An 18,898-nucleotide genomic window follows, 5' to 3' on the forward strand; every position below is an offset into this window, starting at 1 on the left:
TGCAGCGATGAAAAAGTATTTAATATATATAGCCATTTTATCAGCACTTTTAACAAGTTGCGATAACTACGTAGATATACAGACAGAAGGGAAACTAATCCCGAAAGAAACCGTAAACTATAGATATCTGCTGCAAGGGGCAAGCACCTTTAACAGCACTTACAATTTAGTGGATGTAGCCTCAGATGATATTGTAATGCGTGAAGACCATGCGAATTACTTTAATCGGTATTTTTCGGGTTCTGCTTATTACAAGCCTTATTTAGAAACATATAAATGGGCAGATCAAATCATTCCTGTGGGAGAAAGAGACAGCGATATGAATTCTTTATATACGTCATTGTATACCTGCAACGTAATTATAAATGAGGTAATGACCAGCACAAATGGCACAGATGCAGAACGTTTGGCTATAAAGGGAGAAGCGCAAGTCCATAGAGCATTTATCTTTTTAACTTTAGTTAATGTATTTGGAAAAGCATATGACCCTGCAACTGCTTCTACAGATTTAGGAATACCGCTTTTAACTGTACCCACTGTAACAGAAAATATTACAAGAGCATCTGTAAAAGAAGTCTACGATCAGATTGTAAAAGATTTGACAGAAGCTATTGCATCGGGTTTAAAACCGGTAAATAGATCCAGAAGCATATGGTTTCCATCAAAAGCATCTGCGTACGGATTATTGGCAAGAACAAATCTGTATATGGGAAATTATGCAGAAGCCCTGCAGAATGCAGAATCGGCTTTAGCATTGCAAAATACTTTGTTGAATTTAGAAGACTACCAAAATGCTGGAGATTACGGATGGCCGAGAACCTTTGATGATCCGGAAAACATGCTGGCAAAAGAATCAACGGCTTATATGTATTCGCCAACTCTCTTATCTCTAAGCGATGAGCTATTAGATTCATTTGATACAAAAGATCTTAGATACCAGCTCTACACAAGATCTATTAATGCAATGACTTACGGAAGCCTTACACAGGGAAGAGCCTATTGTAAAGAACTTTTATCTGGAGACGGCCGCAACGCCGGGCCAACTGTTCCTGAAATGTATGTGATCAAAGCCGAATGCGAAGCAAGAGCAGGAAATGCATCAACAGCAATGGCAACGATTAATACATTAAGAAAGAAACGTTTTAAAGCAGTAGAATATACAGATTTAACTGCCGCTGATGCTAACGACGCCCTTATAAAAGTTTTGGCCGAGCGCCGAAAAGAATTAATGGGAAGAGCAGGTTTTAGATGGGCGGATCTGAAACGCTTAAATAAAGATCCCCGTTTTGCTAAGACCATTACGCATAAATACCTAACAGAAACTTTTACCATTGAACCGGACGGAAACCGTTATCAGTTTCCTTACGCGGCAATCTACTTTGATTACGCTCCGGATCTGCAGCAAAACAATTGAAAAAGAATTGATTCAAAAAAATATAGCACGTTCAGTTTCGCTTGAACGTGCTTAAACAAAAAGAAAATGAAAATATTAAAACTACTAACGCTTTTTATAGCTGCAAATGCATCTATATATGCGCAGGATCAGCCCAAAAGGTTTGAGATTTCGCCAGAACAGCCAAATCCAGGAGAAGAAATCACGATTACTTATGATGCATCGTCAACTGTTTTGAAAAATGCAAAACAGGTTTCAGCAAGATTATATGCCTATGATAATTTTAGATGGCTAATTAAGGATATTAATCTTAAAGCAGCTTCAGATAAAAAATGGCAGACGAAAGTAAAGCTTTCAGATCATGCTTCATTGATAACTTGTATTTTTACTTCAGACACCCTGATCGATAAAGGGGGAGAAACTACCTACAGCTGGATGCTGCCAAAATCTCCGGGCGCTTATATTGGCTGGGGAATGCTGCGTAACAAAGTTTTTGAAAATGATGTTCCAAATATCGTAGATGAATCAGCTTTTAAAAATGATTCTGTAGCCGTAATGTGGGTAAACTATGAATTGCAATACCATCCGGAGAGCCGCAAGAAAATATTTTACAATGCATTAAAAGTCGCTCAAATTGTGAGAGGCGGCGATTTCTCTCCCCGTATAAAAAAAGAAGTCCGTTTTGCACTGACAAATGAGTTAGATAATCAGGACCAATATAATGTAACCAGAACAATCGGTTTATTAGAACCGGCTGCCAATAAGGCTTTTATTGATTCAGTGCAGCAGGCATTGCTCAAAAAGTATCCAAAAGGTGTTTTAGCGCGTGATATCGAAATTAAGAAAATCTTTATGGAATCAGATTTTGACAAAAAGGTAAAGCAGTATGCTGAATTTGAAAAAAACTTTCCGGCGGAGAAATTCTCAGACATCACTACAGAAACGGAAAATCTTTTCAGCGATAAATTATTTAAAGCAATTGCTTACAATTATATCGTAAAAAACAAAGATTACAATTTCGCTTTAAACAGCGTTAAAAAAGCATCATTCAACATTGTATTGGATTACAGCTGGCACTTGGTTTCAATTCCCTTTAACAGGCATGAAGACGGAGTCGAGAAAACAGATTTGGAAACACTAAAAAAATACGCCGATATCTTCATTCCTGAAATGGAAAGCAGAGAAGCATTTGTGCCTAAAGAATATGCTCAGAAATTATCTCCTAAAGAATGGCAGGCGCAGACGATAGATTATGCCGCAAGAGAATATTTTACCTATGCAAAACTCCAGGAAATCTTTAAAAACTATGATTTAGAAAGAAGATATCTGGATAAAATTAAGCCATTTTACGGTTACAAAGACGCAAGCTACAACGAGGTGTATGCCAGAATGCTGCTTAGAGAAGGAAAAATGCTTGATGCCAAAGAATTATTGGCAATAAGCATTAGAGAAAATAAAGCGACTCCAGAAATGCTGGCTTCATTAAAAACAATTTATTTAAAGGAAGGCGGTGCCGCGGCAGGTTTTGAAGCATATGTAAATTCATTTAAATCAGACAGCAATATTCAGGAACACAAAACCAGACTGATTGCAGAACTGATCAATATGCCAATAGAAGGTTTTGATTTAGAAAGCAGCAGAGGCGGTAATGTGAAGCTAGCCGATCAAAAAGGAAAAATCGTGGTGCTTGATTTTTGGGCAATGTGGTGCGGACCATGTAAAAATGCAATGCCGGGAATGCAGATGGCAGTGGAGAAATACAGACAAGATCCTAATGTAAAATTTTATTTTGTAGATACGCAAGAATACATTAAAGACTTTAAAGCGCAGACACAGGCATTTATTAAAGAAAAAGGATTTGACTTTACGATTTTGTACGATGGAAAAAATCCAAAAACTGGAAAGTTTGATCAAGCATATGAGAAATATTCTAAAGCATTTCAATTTTCTGGAATTCCAGAAAAAATGATTATAGATCAAAACGGAAAATTAAGATGGAAATCAAATGGATATTTTGGAAGCCCAACTGAATTGGCCGACGAAATTTCGATCATTATTGAATATTTGAAAGCTGAGAAAAAATAATTTAGTTAAAGGTTAAAAAATGAAAATTGTTAATTTTTTATATCTCAGTATTGTGCTATTGTGCTGTCAGATTGGTTTTTCCCAGACCATCTGGCAGGGACAATATCAGTCCTATAGAATTATTGTGTCCGGAGATTTCGATGCCAAAAAAGATTCCCTTTCCTTTAGCATTCCTGAATTAGGTTCAGACTGCAAGGTTGCTGTAAAAGCTGCCGCTGACAGTGTTTCTTTTAAAAATGACATGTATGGCTATACTTTTAAAGGAAAATACAGTCCCGATAAAACTGCAGTTACAGGAATTTTTAATAATTACTCGATTCCAAATGCTGCTGTTGTTTTAAATAAGCAAAACCAAATAAAGCCTTTGTTTTTTGCACAGCATCCGCAGAAACCGTATCCGTATGAAGTGAAGGATTTTACCTTTGAAGGGAAGAATACCAAACTGGCTTATGGCGCAACATTGACGCTTCCGAAAAACAGAAAGAAATATCCGCTGGCCATTTTAATTTCCGGAACCGGACAGCATGACCGCAATTATACGTTTATGGGAAGAGAATTTTTCACTGTTTTAGCTGATTATCTGGCTCGTAACGGAATCGCCTCTCTTCGTGTAGACGACCGCGGATTTGGTAAAACAGCCGGCGATTTTGAAAGTGCCACAACCGGCGATTTTGCAGATGATATAGAAGAAGAAATAGCATATTTAAAAAGCGATAAAAATGTGGATGCTTCCTATATTGGTTTAATCGGCCACAGCGAAGGGGGAATGATTGCCTCTATTGTGAGTTCGAGAAACAAAGATGTAAAATTCATGATCAGCTTATCTGGAGTAGGGGTAAGCGGGCTCGAGATGCTGAATCTGCAGAATACAGCGATTTTAAAAAGCTTTAATTTTACAGATGAGGTGGTGGCCAAACAGATGGAGCTGTACAATATTCTTTTCAAAGCCGTTTACGAAACCAAAGATGATGAATCTGTAAAGCCAGTGATGGAGATAAAGCTGAAAGAATGGATGCAGAAACAAGATTCGGTCATGCTCAAGAAAGTACAGCTTTGGGAAGGACGCGAACAGACTTTTTTATACCGATATGGAAAAGATGCCGACAGAAAATGGTATCGCTATACTATCCATTACAATCCAGAAGACTATCTGCCAAAAATTAAGATTCCGGTATTTGTTGGAAATGGAGACAGGGATATTCAGGTTCCTGCTCTAGAGAATATAAATTCATTTAAGAAATACCTTGGAACAAAAGATCTTACTTTAAAAATCTATCCGGGCTTAAATCATATGTATCAGCATTGCAGAACTTGTACGCAGAAAGAAGTCAAAGAATTAGATGAAGTTTTTGCACCGGAAGTTCTCGATGATATTTCCAAATGGATTTTGCAGCGATATAAAAAATGATGATTGAAACGTATTGATATAAACACATAGAAACATAGATCTTAGAACTTTAAAAAGGCATTTCACTTCTCTTGACACACCAAAGCTATGCCTTAAAATGAGTTTGTTCTAACTATTCTTTTACAGGCAATAAGACCTATCTTTCTATGTGTTTAAATAATTTTTCTGCTTAGATGCACAGCTTTCATGATGATCCAAGCGATCATCGTCCTAAATTTCTTTTTTATGAAAAAACTAATTCTTTTTATCGCAATTTTCTTTGCGATGCATAATCTTACTGCCCAGATTTACGACCCCGTGTCGTTTAAAACGTCTGTAAAAGAGGTGGATGACTCCAGTTATGAATTAAGTATTACAGCGCAGATAGACAAAGGCTGGCACATGTATTCTCAAAAAGTTCCCGCAAACGGGCCAATGCCAACCAGCTTTGTGTTTGCAAAATCTAAAAATTATGCGGCAAAAGGAGGCATTGTTGAGCCAGACGGGCATGAAATTGATGATCCGATTTTTAATATGCGCATCAAACTTTTTGAAACAAAAGCTGTTTTTACGCAAAAAATAGAAAGAAAAAACAGCGATGCTTTTAAGGTTAAGGCAACTATAGAATTTATGGTCTGCAATGATCAAAGCTGTCTGCCGCCAAGCGAAAGGGAATTTGTTTTTGAGATTCCCAAAGGTGCTGCAAAAGAAGAATTAAAAGCGGCAGAAGAGGTCAAAAAAGATGCCATTGTTCCTGTAAAAGAAGATGCAGTTAGGGCAGAAGTTCCTGTGAAAACAGCAATAAAAAAAGAAATTGCATCGCTGCAAAAAAATGAAGATGCAGCAAGAGGAGAAAATATCTGGAGTATTTTTCTATTGAGCTTTTTAGGAGGTTTAGCGGCTTTGCTGACACCATGCGTTTTTCCTATGATTCCAATGACGGTTAGTTTTTTTACCAAACAAAGCAAAAATAAAGCGGCAGGAATTCGAAATGCTCTGCTATATGGCATTTTCATTATTATTATTTATGTAGCTTTAGGCACATTGGTAACCACTATTTTTGGTGCCGATGCCTTAAATGCATTGGCAACAAATGTCGCATTCAATTTAATATTCTTCTTATTATTAGTTGTCTTTGCCATATCATTTTTAGGCGCATTCGAAATTGTTTTACCAAGTTCATGGCTTACCAGAGTCGATAATAACTCGCAGAAAAGCGGTGTAATCGGAATCTTTTTTATGGCTTTGGCGCTTGCCATTGTATCATTTTCATGCACAGGCCCAATCGTTGGGACTTTATTGGTTCAGTCCGCAAGTCAGGGCGGTTTGGCACCCGTTATCGGAATGTTTGGATTTTCATTGGCCATCGCTTTGCCTTTTACGCTTTTTGCCGCTTTTCCGGGATGGATGAATTCACTTCCAAAATCGGGTGGCTGGCTAAATTCGGTAAAAGTAGTTTTAGGATTTTTAGAATTGGCTTTGGCTTTTAAATTTTTATCCAATGCCGATTTGGTTTTGCAGCTTCATTTATTAGAAAGGGAAGCCTTTTTGGCAATTTGGATCGCCATTTTTACAGCTTTAACCTTTTATCTATTTGGAAAAATCCAGCTTTCGCATGACTCGCCTGCAGGACACCTTTCTGTGGGAAGATTGGGTCTTGGAATTGCAGTTCTCGCTTTTACCATTTATCTGATTCCGGGATTATGGGGCGCGCCGCTGCAATGGATCAGCGGATTTCCTCCTCCAAAACAATACAGCGAATCTCCAGATGGATTAGGAATGTCGGCCACGCCAAGTACCGCCGCAGCAATCCTGGCTGAAGGTGCAGAAGAAGGTCCAAACGGAATTGCGGTTTTCAGGGATTATGATTTAGGATTGGCTTATGCCAAAAAAGTAAACAAACCCGTGATGCTTGATTTTACTGGATTTGCCTGTGTAAACTGCCGTAAAATGGAAGAACGCGTCTGGCCTGATCCTCAGGTTCTATCACAATTGAAAAATGATGTGATCGTAATTTCATTATACGTGGATGACAAAAGGCCGCTGGAAGAAAAGGAGCAGATTGCTTCAAAGATCACTGGAAAAAAATTAAAATATATCGGTCAGAAATGGAGCGAATTTCAAATCCTGAAATACAAGACAAACGCCCAGCCATATTATGTTTTAATCGATCATAATGGCGAAAACTTAAATCAGCCTACAGCTTATAATCCTGATATTGCATTTTACGCCAATTGGTTAAAAGAAGGTGTGGGGAACTTTAAGAAATGATATTAGCCTTATTATCTTTTAAGGGCATAGAAGCATAGCTTTTGCAGCCTTAATTTAGGCATTTCATTTTTAGCATATCCCAGCGCTTCTGGACTATGTGCGGGAAACGGGTTTCTTTTTGCAGGCTTTTATAGAAAGGGAGACCTATCTTTCTATGTGCTTAAATTAAAAAACAATCATTAAAAAAAAACAAAAAATATCAAATGAAAATCTTTCCATCAAAATGCTTTCTTCTGATCCTATTGATTGGATTTAAAAGCAGTGCGCAGTTTTCGACCACGATTCCGCTCAGTAAAGATGTGTCTTGGGGAACTTTAAAAAACGGAATGAAATATTACGTGCTCCATAACCAATGGCCAAAAGATCGTGTGAGTTTTTATTTCGCTCAAAATGTGGGTGCCATTCTGGAGAACGACGATCAGAACGGATTGGCACATTTCCTGGAGCACATGGCTTTTAACGGAACTCAAAACTTTGAAGGCAAAGGAATTATTGATATGCTCGAGAAAAAAGGAGTCCGTTTTGGTGCTGATATTAATGCTTACACAGCGCAGGATCAAACGGTTTATAATTTAAGCAATGTGCCTTCGACAGATGATAAATTGGTAGATTCCTGCCTTTTAGCCCTGCACGACTGGTCTGGTTTTCTTTCTTTAAAAGAAGCGGAAATCGATGCAGAACGAGGTGTTATTAGGGAAGAGTGGAGAACAAGAAGAGACTCAGATTTCAGGCTTCGTTTGGAAACGGATAAAGCCCTGTTTAAAGGTTCCAAATATGCAAAGCGTGATGTTATTGGCGATTTAAATATCATCAATAATTTTGGATATCAGGTGCTTAGAGATTATTATAAAAAATGGTACCGCCCAGATTTGCAAGCCGTTATTGTGGTTGGCGATGTCAATGTGGCGCAAGTGGAACAAAAGATTATAAAACTTTTTTCCGCGATCGAAATGCCAAAAAATCCTGCGGAACGCTATTATGCCTCAATTCCTAAAAATAAAGGAATAGAATATGTTTTGGCAAAAGATAAAGAAGCTCAGGAAACAGCGATAGTGCTTTATTATAAAAAAGATTTTGATAAAGCTAAAAATGCGGCAAGCATAAGAAAGGATTTGGTCGATAATTTATGTGCCGATATGATGAATAGGCGTTATCAGGAATTTATTCAGAATAACCAGTCATCAGTTTTGAAAATGGCGGGCGGAGCTTCAGAAGTATCAAGATTAACCAATTCATTGAGCTTGTATGTTGTTCCAAAAAACAATAAGACGGCCGCTGGGTTTAAGGAATTGATGATCGAAACCGAAAGAGCAGTCCGCTATGGTTTTACGCAAAAAGAATTAGATCGGAATAAAGAAGGAATTTTAAGCTATTACGAAGATCTGCTTCAGAATAAAGACAAAATAAGCAGCGATGAATTTGCAGAAGAACTGGTTAATTATTTCCTGAAAGCGGTTCCGTTTCAAAGCATTGAAACGCAATATGAAAACATCAAAAAAAGTCTGGCTTCGATTACGCTTTCGGAAATAAATCAGGCAGTAAAGAAACTGCAGACTGCCGATAATGTTGTTTTAACAGTTACCGGCCCTGATAAAGTCGATGCAGTCTATCCTTCAAAAGAAGATTATCTGGATATTATGGCATCGGTTAAAAAAATGCCTTTAGAAAAATACCAGCATGCAGATACGGACCAGCCTTTGATTGCGGCAGAATTAAAAGGCTCTAAAGTATCTAAAGAATTTAAAGTTGACGGAATTCCGGCAGCAAAAGGCTATGTCTTAAATAACGGAGCGAAAATTATTCTGTATCCAACAGCGCTGTCAAAAGATGAAGTCTTGTTTTCTGCATTTAGCAGAGGAGGAAGCTCTTTAATTAAAACAGAAGATATTCCATCTTCGCAGATTGCGGTTGGTTTAGTAGAAAGCTCTGGATTGGGTAAATTTAAAAGCACTGATTTACAGGATAAATTAAACGGAAAAATTGTAAGTCTAAAACCGTATATTACAGAATTGACAGAAGGTTTTAAAGGTTCGAGCAATCAAAAAGATGTAGAAACTTTATTGCAGCTGCTTTACTTGTATTTTGAGAATCCAAGATTTGATAAAGATTCGTACGCAAGAATGCTCACTGGTTTTAGCAATTCTTTAGAAAATGCGGCAAATGCAAACGCTAAAGTTTTTCAGGATACTATTTCGCTTTTAAATTCAAATCGCAATAAAAGGCTTCCAATTTTTAATGAAGCATATCTCAAACAATTGAGTTTTGAAAAAGCATCAGAAATCTATAAAAACAGGATTCAAAACGCGGCCGATTTTACTTTTATTTTCACTGGAAATCTGCCTGACAATACGCTTTCGCTGATTGAAAAATACATTGGCAGCATTTCATGCGACAGCACCAAAACCGAAAATTTTATAGACAATGGCATCAGTCCAGCTGATGGAGTTGCCAAACAGGTATTAATCCGTGAAATGAATGTGCCAAAAGCAAGTGTCTATATCCGATTTCTAAAAGAGTTTCCTTACACCTATAAAAATGTTTTTACGCTTCATATTTTATCTGAATTATTATCCAAAAAATACATGGATTTGATCCGTGAAGAAGAGGGCGGAAGCTATGGCGTGCATGTGTCTTCCAGCGTGAGCAGACTTCCTTCTGACCAGTATGCGATGACAATTAATTTTGATTCTGATCCTGAGAAAGAAGAAAAGCTGACCAAAATTGTTTACGGGCAAATTGAATCAATGCAGCAAAAAGCGGCAAAAGAAGAAGATGTCCAATCGGTAAAAAATACAGTTTTGAAATCAAGAGCCGAAAAAGTTTTAACCAATAGTTTTTGGCTTGGCAATTTAAATAGCATGCTTTTAAATAATGAAGAATTTAAAGATGACACGATTTACAGGAAAACCCTCGATGAAATTACTCCGGCAGACATAAAAGTTTTTGCCAAGCAGTTTTTTGCTGCAACAAAAACGGTTGAGGTGATTATGAAATCGAAAACTCGCAGTGCTGATCCTCAATAGTAACAATAAAATGGTTTTTCATTGATTTTTATTTTGAAGTATATGAATTAGTAAGCTTGTACATTACTTGAAAAACCTAAAAGAGCTGTTTTGCCAACAGCTCTTTTTTTTTGGCTATTGATGGGATTATAATTTAAATTATTTCGCTTGATCAGGTTCATAATTGATGCTAAAAGGAATGTTTTAATACAGTTTCGAACCTAAAGGCAAAAGGAGTTGATTTTACTATGTTTATAGTTGCTTAAAATAGCAAGTGCCACGATTTTGCCATAAAGCTAACAGTCGCATATCGTTAAAAACCGCCTAACTTTTTGTGGTAAAAATGTATCCGCTGCATTTAACTGTTGCCATATATTTTGAGATTTTCCCATTGCTTTTTCCACTGTTTTTCATTTACTCTTTTTTGGAAAAGAATTAAATCGAAATTTGGAGTTGGCTTAACTATTAAATTGAATAAATCGTATAAACCGTATGGAGCCAGAATTTCAATTTGATCATTTGGATTTAATCTTACCGAAACTGCAGTAGCTGTTTCCGGCCAGTAGGAAATTGCGTTTTCGGTATTGATATATTTAGGATGATTATTACGAAAATGCATTCGTGCCTGATTTTTGACAGACCAATTATCCTCTGGACTTATTTGAGTAAGTTGATGCTCAATTTTTTTTTCTAAGTTTTCTGAAATATTGCTTTCATCAAAAAAGACCACATCTATATCATTTAGGTTCATAGTTTTTTGTCCATGCAAAATGTCCCAAACTTTATTTCTTACAAATCCTGCGCCAATCCAGCAATCATTTAGGTTTAAATTTTTAACCCTGATGAGTGTGCTGATCATTTGTTCATCTTTTACAATTATATTAGTTAATTCATTTTCAAATTGCATTTTAAGTAGGAGCTAACGGTTGTTGACTTGGCTAATTTAAAAAATTATAGGCTTCAATATTAAATTTAGGCAAGAAATCAATTTTCAAGCCCTTGCTGCTAGCTAAGACTTCTTGAAGGCACCTGCAGCAAACCTTTTTTTTGACTCAGTCGAACAGCAATTAATAATTGAAGTTACGAGTGCGGAAAATTCAAGTAAATGTTAAACCATTTTCTAAATTAAATCGCATTATTTTCCATTTGAACAGCAGTAAAAACACTTTAAAGGAATGTAAAACTTTATAACCTTTCTTTAAATTTATCTAACTTTTCATCTAAATATTTATATTTTTTTTCTTTATTTCGATGATGATTAAAAAAAGAAAAATACATCAAAAATAAACCAAACTCATTTATTAATAGGGATATTAAAAAAAAATGGCGCGAATTGAAGACAATTGGTGCCATTTGGCTATGTAGCGGCGGGAAGCATTCAAATATCTAACCAGTTAATTGAAGATTATTAGAGTATTATCCCAGGTGCATCTTAATATTTTTTTTCGCTTATCAGTTAAAGCTGCCCAAATTTGGATAGCTTTGTGTAGTTTCTCAAACATATAAACAAGTTGGACAGCATTTAAGAAATGGCAGCAAAAGATAAAGAAATGCAAGCTGATTACAAAAATCGAATTAACCGGGTTTTTGAGTTTATTGACCAAAACTTGGACTCGGACTTATCGCTGGATGCAGTTTCGGAAATTGCTTTTTTCTCATCATTTCATTTTCATCGAGTTTTCAAATTTGTTACAGAACAAACCCTGCATGAATACGTAAAACGAAGAAGAATAGAAAAATCAGCTTCTGATTTGCTGCATAAAAACATAACAGCAGCTGAAATAGCGCATAAATATGGCTTTAGTGATAATTCTTCCTATTCCAGAGCATTTAAAAAGTATTTTGGAGTAAGCCCGACTGAATTTAAAAACCAAAATCCAAATAGATTTAGCAAGATCCGTCAACTTAAAAGCAAGAATGGACAAGAATATCCTGACTATGAAAAATACATTTGCGCCATTAATAATCTTGAAAATTGGATAAAAATGAACGCAAAAATTCAAATTAAAGAAATGCCAAAAATGAATTTGGCTTATGTATCAAGTATTGGCCCTCATAACCTTGAAAGCGCCTATGGAAAATTAATGCAATGGGCAGCACCAAAAGGATTGATGAACGACCAGACAAAAATGATAACGGTTTATCACGACAGTTTTAAAGTTACTGAAGCCAACAGAGTTAGGATGAGTGCTTCGATTTTACTCGATAAGGCAGTGGAAACAAATGGAGAAATCGGACTGAGGGCAATAGAAGCTGGAAAATTTATCATTGGAAGTTTTGAAATTGGATTAAACGAATTTGAAAAGTCGTGGACTGGATTATTTTTCTGGATGAACGAAAATGGATATAAGAAAGCTGACAGAGATCCTTTTGAAATTTATTGTAATAATTTTAAAGAACATCCTGAAAGGAAAGCTATTGTTGACTTTTGCATACCAATTGAATAAAAAATGCTTTACAGCAATGGCTATAGGTAATTGCCTGTTTTTCGCCTGCTTTTAAAAATCCCCTCGCTCTCCGGAGCATTACTTATAATGCTGCGCAAATGTCTCAGGCTTTGCGCATTTTTTTTTAATGTATTATGAAAATTTAACCCGATAAAAGTCTCTCGGTTTTTTAAGTTTTTCGCTTAAAACAAAATCCTCAAATTTATCTGAAGCTTTTCTTAATAGCTCTAACGGAATTTGAAACGATGCTCTTCGCTGTGGATCTGAGCCCTTTGCTGTAAAGATTTCTTTCTTTCTTTCTTTCTTTCTTTCTTTCTTTCTTTCTTTCTAAAGATGTTTTCTGATTATGATTTTGACCGAGGGGATAAAATTGATTAGGTTAGGGAATCTGTTTAAAAGTTAGTTAGTTAGTTAGTTAGTTAGTTAGTTAGTTAGTTAGTTAGTTAGTTAGTTAGTTAGTTAGTTAGTTTTGTTTATGTTTTTTTGAGATTGTTTTATTTTTATTTTTATTTTGACCAGTGAGGGAGATTTGGTTTGAGCGGAGTGTATTTGAAAATATCTTTTAGATTTAGAAGAGAAATAGAAATAGAAATAGAAATAGGAACAATAGCTTACACCCTCTTGTATATTGCATTTCTAATATTTTTTTCTTGCTATACCACTTAATTTACATTAATTTTAAATTGCTAATTAATCTGTAAACTCACTTAGTTTTTTGTGACAGAAATGGTACAAGATAAATAGGTAATGCTAAGAATGTGATAAAAATTTAAACTGTTTATTTAGCTTTAAAGCTTTTAGATTTTCAGTTTGATATTGCCATAACTTTATCCGGTAAAATTGCATGTAACTCCATTTTCAGATAAGTTATTTGTATTCTGTGATTTAGTAAAGGACTTGTAAAAAATAAGTATAGATTCTTTACTTTTAGTAAAAGCAGTTTGTAGAATTCAAAAATTAACTACTAGCTAATCAATCTTTCGATATAAAAATCAGAAGTTGAAAATCAAGACATAAGTTTCTTAAAAATGTTTTTAAATATTAATTGCCGTAAATAATTACGATGGAACATCTTAATAACATAAACTATTTTTCTTATGTAGATACGACACTGCGTACAATCTATTTCAACCTGAAAAGCTGCTATGATCAATCTCAGGTTGAGAGGCTCCATAAATATATTGACGAATGTGAGTATTCGCATTCACAGAAAAGCGATATTATGAGCAATATCATTGATCATAATATGCATCACAATGAGACTTTAAAATATCTTTTTTTTCATGAGTTGCATCACTATTTGCAGGGTATTGCATATCCGTATCTTTATTATCTTACATGTATTGAGATGAAAACGTTGTTTTTAGCACATCATCAAATCAACACCCACAAGGAAGAAATTGATATATCTGATTCAAAATTTATAAGAGTTGAGCAATCGTATTATACTAATTTAAGTTATCAGCTGTATAATTATCGGTTTGAATGGAAAGGTGATAAACTTACAATTGATAATAATGAAATTAACCCGGAGGCTGATGAGAATGTATTTTGTACTAATGATTTAGTTGAGAACAGTACTTCTATTTTCCATTACAAAATTATTTATGGTGAAAATGCATCTGCGGAGGGCTATTGGAAATGGCTCAGAAATCCTGCTAATAAGAGTTATAAGAATTTATTTTTATTTTTATCTAATCGCCTAGGTTACGAGATGATTTACGAATTTCTACCTGTTATTTCTCTTTTGAGTTTCTACACAACTGAACCACTGCATGCACTTTGTACCTTATTTAATAAAGTTGAATACTTCGGCGATGATTCATTGAATTATCCAAAAAAAGGAAGAATTATTCTTTCGATGACTTATCAACATCTAGATTTTGGTTTCAGTGATTATACTTTTATAACGGATACACCAGTTGGCTTCATTACCGATGAACAAATCAAAAAGTTTTTGGACGAGACGGAGACTTTTCATCTTCATTCACCTTCGAAGCAGTTTTTCGAAGAACGTGAAATTTATGAAGACGCTTTACTAAACCCCTCAAAAAACAAAAATTTTGATCTTTTGGCAAAGAATTTTCGACCGATAGCCATACACTATAATTTCACGGATTTCCAAACTAGACATACAGCATTTCATTATAATATACCAGCAGATGTAGATAGGAACAACGTAGAGTTAGAGATTGCTGAAATGGCAAAAATAAAAGATACGGTTCTGTCTCTGACTTCTCGTTTTAATACCGTTCTTCCACGAACCTGCCACCATGGTAATTGCACTTATTTCAAGCTCAATCTTTGCCATAGGTGGAACGCAATACCTAAAGATTATAATTTTTGTTCATTTCCTTCGTGGTTTGCCTTAAACTTTAATAAAGAAATTGATCCCATAAAAGAAAGACTGCTGCCTCTTTCTGAAAAGCGTCGCGAAGTCTTTTTACAAAAAGAGAATGATTATACGGATTTTCTACAAAATAAAAAAAGGTGGGACTATTTTCATGATTTGACTAGTCAAACCTATATATTAAATATTTCAAGGGAGATAGTGCAAAGAGGTGATATTGGATACGCAATTTCATTTATTAAAATGCTTAGTGAAAATAAAGGATTGCATTCTGCAAATAATTGTTTATCATTCTGTATGGCGGATTACTTAGATACCGAGGAAGAATTGTTTTGTATTGATGAAGTTGTTGAATGGTGTAAAGAACTAAAATCTTCAATGCCGGAGCTTTTTTACTATATAAACTTTAAATCACGTGAAAATGACTTTTTACAGTTCATATTTTTGGAACATACATATAAGCGCTTGCCGGGCAAATATGAAGTTACACTGGCAAATGGAGCATGGGAAAAATTTATTGACTCGGAGTTCAAAATATTTGAGATTTTTTGTAGTAGTCATCAAATGAATTACCTTTATTATTTCAAAAAAACATTTTCACCTTTAATATAACATTATGGAAGAACTATATTTAAAAATAGAAGCGGATTCAAATTATTTAAAAGAATTTCAGCAATTTTTATATGACAATGACCCAGACCTTATTGTCAATGAAACATACAAACATGAAACGGGATTCAATAAGGAGCCTGTTATAACCTCTATAATTATTGCATTAGGAGGAAGCAAAGTACTATCTTCGGTTCAAGGTATTCTGCGTACTTATACTGATCATAAAGAAAGTATGCTTAAAGAAAAAAATCGCCATGCAGAAAAAATGCTTCAATTAAGCCTAAAATATGGAAAATCTGGTTATGAAGAAATAAGTAAAGACAATTTTCTTCAGTACAAAGGAGAGTAATAAAAAAATAAGTTCTTCAAAAGTAATATCTACAATATGTGGGTGTAGATCAGAAATATACTGGTTTAACGTGTTTTGTGTTATAAGCCTTGTGAACGTTTTATGTATTCAGTTAAAAGATCTGTTCCCACTGTAGTGGCTACATCAAACAGCTATTTCCCCGATTGGAAGATAATCGTTTTTGTGATATTTTGTTTAAAAACGAGTAGGGAGAAGATGATGCCAATGAATCGGAATGCTATTTTAGATGTGAATTCGCTGATAATCGAATTTGTCATATAATATCTTTAGGTTTATAGTGTTTTTGCAGCCAGGGTAATTTGTGCATCCTAAGAAGTCTCCGTGCTTTCCTGTCCTTTTTAACATAAAGCCGCTTTCGCAGCTTGAGCATAGGAATTTATCATTTAAAATCTCCAAGCTTTTATATGTCTGATTGCAATTGGGATAGTGGGAACATCCTAAAAATTGACTGCCATTTTTTGAATTTTGTCTGATGACCAGTTTTCCTGTCTTGCAGTATGGACAATTGGCAGCGTGCAGATTTTCGTCTTTTTTCGCCAATAGGTAATTGTGGTCTGTCAGCAGCTCTTCCGTAAATAGGGAAGCGTCTGACGGAATCAGCAGTATAACTTCATTTTTTGTTCTGGTCAAGGCCACATAAAACAGCCTGCGCTCTTCTGCGAATCTGTACTCCTCTTCATCACTAAGCAGAAGAGATAGAATAGGATCATCAGTCATTTTGTTGGGAAATCCCAGCAGATGGTTTCGAAGATTGAGAATAATGACATTATCAGCTTCTGTTCCTTTAGACTTGTGCACAGTCAGATATTTGATATTGATTTCTTCAAAACCTTTGACTTCTAGAGTATCTGTTCTTTCAATATACTTTATTCTGCTGTCCGGTTTAAGTTTTATAAGATCATCGATGTCAAAGCTGTGCCTGCCTAGTACCAGGATTGATTTGTTTCCATATTTATTGGCTAGATTTTGTATCTGATTGATGAAAACATCCTCTATTTCATCCGGTTTATAGTACACAAAATGTAAGGGATTCTCCAAAGGCTCTTTGTTGGAGCTGGGCTTTTTGTAAATCTGTTTTGGGTTTTTCTGGATGTATTTTGAGCTGATATCGATAAGGGACTGGGAATTTCTATAAGTGCGCTCGATCAGCAGCTGCTCATGCTTGCCGACATGCTTCTCAAAATTGCTGAACAGGGAAACATCGCTGCCTGCAAAACGGTAGATGGACTGCCAGTCGTCTCCAACGCAGGTAAGTCTTGCGCCTGACAGATCCCGGATTTCTTTAATCAGATTAAAGCGGGAAAAGGAGATGTCTTGGTATTCGTCAATGATGATATATCTGTAGGAGTAGCTGGGCCTATTCATTTTTACAGCCTCTGCGGCTTTATTGATCATATCATTGAAATCGATCTCAGTCCTTTCTTTCAGCTTCTGGCCGTACTTTTCAAGAATGGGAAGCGTAAACTGCAGGAACATTTCCTGTCGTTCGACCATGAAATCGCCCTGGGATTTATTTTTCTCTGACAGCAGCTCCATTAACGAGCTGTGGTTCAGTTCTCTGGATTTGATGAGATTGATAAAGCTTTCAATGAGCCTGTTTATCTCCTTTCCGAAGTTTTTCCCATCTTCCGATACTTTTGAATAGATATCCTTCGTGTCTCTGGGCTTAAAAGACACATTCTCTGATATCAGCATATTCTTAAGCTTCTCCAGCAGTATTTTATCCCTGTTATAGTAGGAATACGTTTCCAGTAGCTTGGTCTTATGTTCTTTGTGCGCATTTCTTTTCAGCTCCATGTCTTCCACATATTTCTGCTCATTGAAAGGGGAGAGCCATTTTGCCTGATTATGATCATCGACGCCGAAATGCTCCAGATAAATATTATGATCTGTCAGAAAGAAATCGGGACGGTAGATCGAATCTCCATAGGCATAAGGTTTTTCATATTCGTATTCAATCCCATTCAGGTATAGGAAGTTGGCGATCATAAGCTCCTCGACACTTTTTACCCTTTCTCCATTCATGGTATTGAGATTAGGGTTTGCCACTATATTTAACGGCTCGCATTTTGATCTCAGTGTCTGGAAGTCGATTCCTTTCTCCGTGTCCAGTTTTTCTCCCAAAGAATCGTAGCTGTCATGCTCTTCGGGAATATTCATATAGCAGGCTACATATTGGATATAGGACTGCAGGGCCTGGTCATCATCCAGAATATCAGTTTTTAGATATTCCCTGATAACGGCGTTTAAAGTATTTTCATTGGTGACTGCGGGAATGTCATCATTAAATCTTTTGATGGTATCATAACCGAGCTTGTGAAAGGTGGTGGCCTGCACGTCAAGGTTAAGCTTTTGAAGCCTTTCATTCAATTCGGCAACAGTTTTTTGGGTAAAGGAGAGCAGAAGGATTTCATTAGGCTGTATGTTTTTCTGCTCTATGAGGTATTGGACTTTCCCTAGAATGGTGAGCGTTTTTCCGGAACCTGCCCCTGCAATGATGAGGTTCGAATACTCATCTGTCAGTACTGCAGTGCGCTGCTGGTCATCCAGTTTTTTTTCTTCAATATTGTCGAAATATTCTTTTAGCTTTTCTTTTTGGGAGCTGACGTAATTTTGGTTGTACTGGACGATGTACGCGTCAAAATCCTGGAAAATTCCATTGAACTTTTTTACGGTTTCCTCTTTTTTATAGAAGCTGGTCCTGTTTTTAAAGAACTGTCCAACTGATGCATATTCAGATTTTATACGGTCGCGTTCCACCCAGGTGGTATAGTCGTTTAAATTCTGGATAAGGGCAAGGAAATTTTTAGCTTCATCCAGAGTGATTAAGTATTTTTCTTTGACATACTTTTTCTTTTCTAAATATTTCTGATAGGCAATGACGGTAGCAATGAGTGCAATAGAAATGAGAATAATTGCGAGAACCATATTTACTCCTTATTTTTTTTTAATACTAATCTACTGTGTTGAATCTGTAAATG

General features: G+C 35.8%; 10 protein-coding genes. 8 read left to right on the plus strand and 2 right to left on the minus strand.

What is annotated here, in order from left to right:
• The first annotated feature begins 7 nt into the window (after window positions 1-7).
• From DM444_RS20110 to DM444_RS20130, 5 genes are all read left to right on the plus strand, one after another.
• Entirely contained in the window at window positions 8-1,414 is a 1,407-nt protein-coding gene (locus DM444_RS20110) for a RagB/SusD family nutrient uptake outer membrane protein (RefSeq protein ID WP_111289958.1), read from the plus strand.
• A gap of 66 nt (window positions 1,415-1,480) precedes the next feature.
• Window positions 1,481-3,478: a TlpA family protein disulfide reductase gene (locus tag DM444_RS20115; protein WP_111289960.1), complete on the plus strand. Its 1,998-nt coding sequence runs from the start codon at window positions 1,481-1,483 to the stop codon at window positions 3,476-3,478.
• Between the two features lie 19 nt (window positions 3,479-3,497).
• Complete coding sequence (locus DM444_RS20120; protein WP_111289961.1) at window positions 3,498-4,886, plus strand: alpha/beta hydrolase family protein; 1,389 nt, start codon at window positions 3,498-3,500, stop codon at window positions 4,884-4,886.
• A 225-nt stretch (window positions 4,887-5,111) separates the two neighbouring features.
• On the plus strand, window positions 5,112-7,136 hold the full coding sequence (locus tag DM444_RS20125) for a protein-disulfide reductase DsbD family protein (protein WP_111289963.1): 2,025 nt from the start codon (window positions 5,112-5,114) through the stop codon (window positions 7,134-7,136).
• Window positions 7,137-7,339: 203 nt separating this feature from the next.
• Window positions 7,340-10,159 carry a M16 family metallopeptidase gene (locus DM444_RS20130; protein ID WP_111289965.1) on the plus strand — a complete coding sequence of 940 codons (2,820 nt, stop codon included), beginning with the start codon at window positions 7,340-7,342 and terminating at the stop codon, window positions 10,157-10,159.
• 337 nt (window positions 10,160-10,496) lie between these two features.
• On the opposite strand, the gene DM444_RS20135 is transcribed toward DM444_RS20130, so the two are convergent.
• A complete protein-coding gene (locus tag DM444_RS20135; RefSeq protein ID WP_111289967.1) occupies window positions 10,497-11,045 on the minus strand; it encodes a nucleotidyltransferase family protein in 549 nt (182 codons plus the stop codon).
• Window positions 11,046-11,667: 622 nt separating this feature from the next.
• Between DM444_RS20135 and DM444_RS20140 the strand changes: the two genes are divergently transcribed.
• The 3 genes from DM444_RS20140 to DM444_RS20150 all read left to right on the plus strand — a co-directional run bounded on the left by DM444_RS20140 (window position 11,668) and on the right by DM444_RS20150 (window position 15,896).
• On the plus strand, window positions 11,668-12,585 hold the full coding sequence (locus DM444_RS20140) for an AraC family transcriptional regulator (protein WP_111289969.1): 918 nt from the start codon (window positions 11,668-11,670) through the stop codon (window positions 12,583-12,585).
• Between the two features lie 1,222 nt (window positions 12,586-13,807).
• Entirely contained in the window at window positions 13,808-15,547 is a 1,740-nt protein-coding gene (locus DM444_RS20145) for a hypothetical protein (RefSeq protein WP_162615012.1), read from the plus strand.
• A 4-nt stretch (window positions 15,548-15,551) separates the two neighbouring features.
• Complete coding sequence (locus tag DM444_RS20150) at window positions 15,552-15,896, plus strand: hypothetical protein (protein ID WP_111289973.1); 345 nt, start codon at window positions 15,552-15,554, stop codon at window positions 15,894-15,896.
• A 243-nt stretch (window positions 15,897-16,139) separates the two neighbouring features.
• Here DM444_RS20150 and DM444_RS20155 read toward each other — a convergent pair whose 3' ends face one another.
• Window positions 16,140-18,845 (minus strand): UvrD-helicase domain-containing protein, encoded by a 2,706-nt coding sequence (locus tag DM444_RS20155; RefSeq protein WP_111289975.1) that lies wholly within the window; start codon window positions 18,843-18,845, stop codon window positions 16,140-16,142.
• Window positions 18,846-18,898 lie beyond the last annotated feature (53 nt).

Source organism: Flavobacterium ginsenosidimutans, from assembly GCF_003254625.1.
GTDB classification, from domain to species: domain Bacteria; phylum Bacteroidota; class Bacteroidia; order Flavobacteriales; family Flavobacteriaceae; genus Flavobacterium; species Flavobacterium ginsenosidimutans.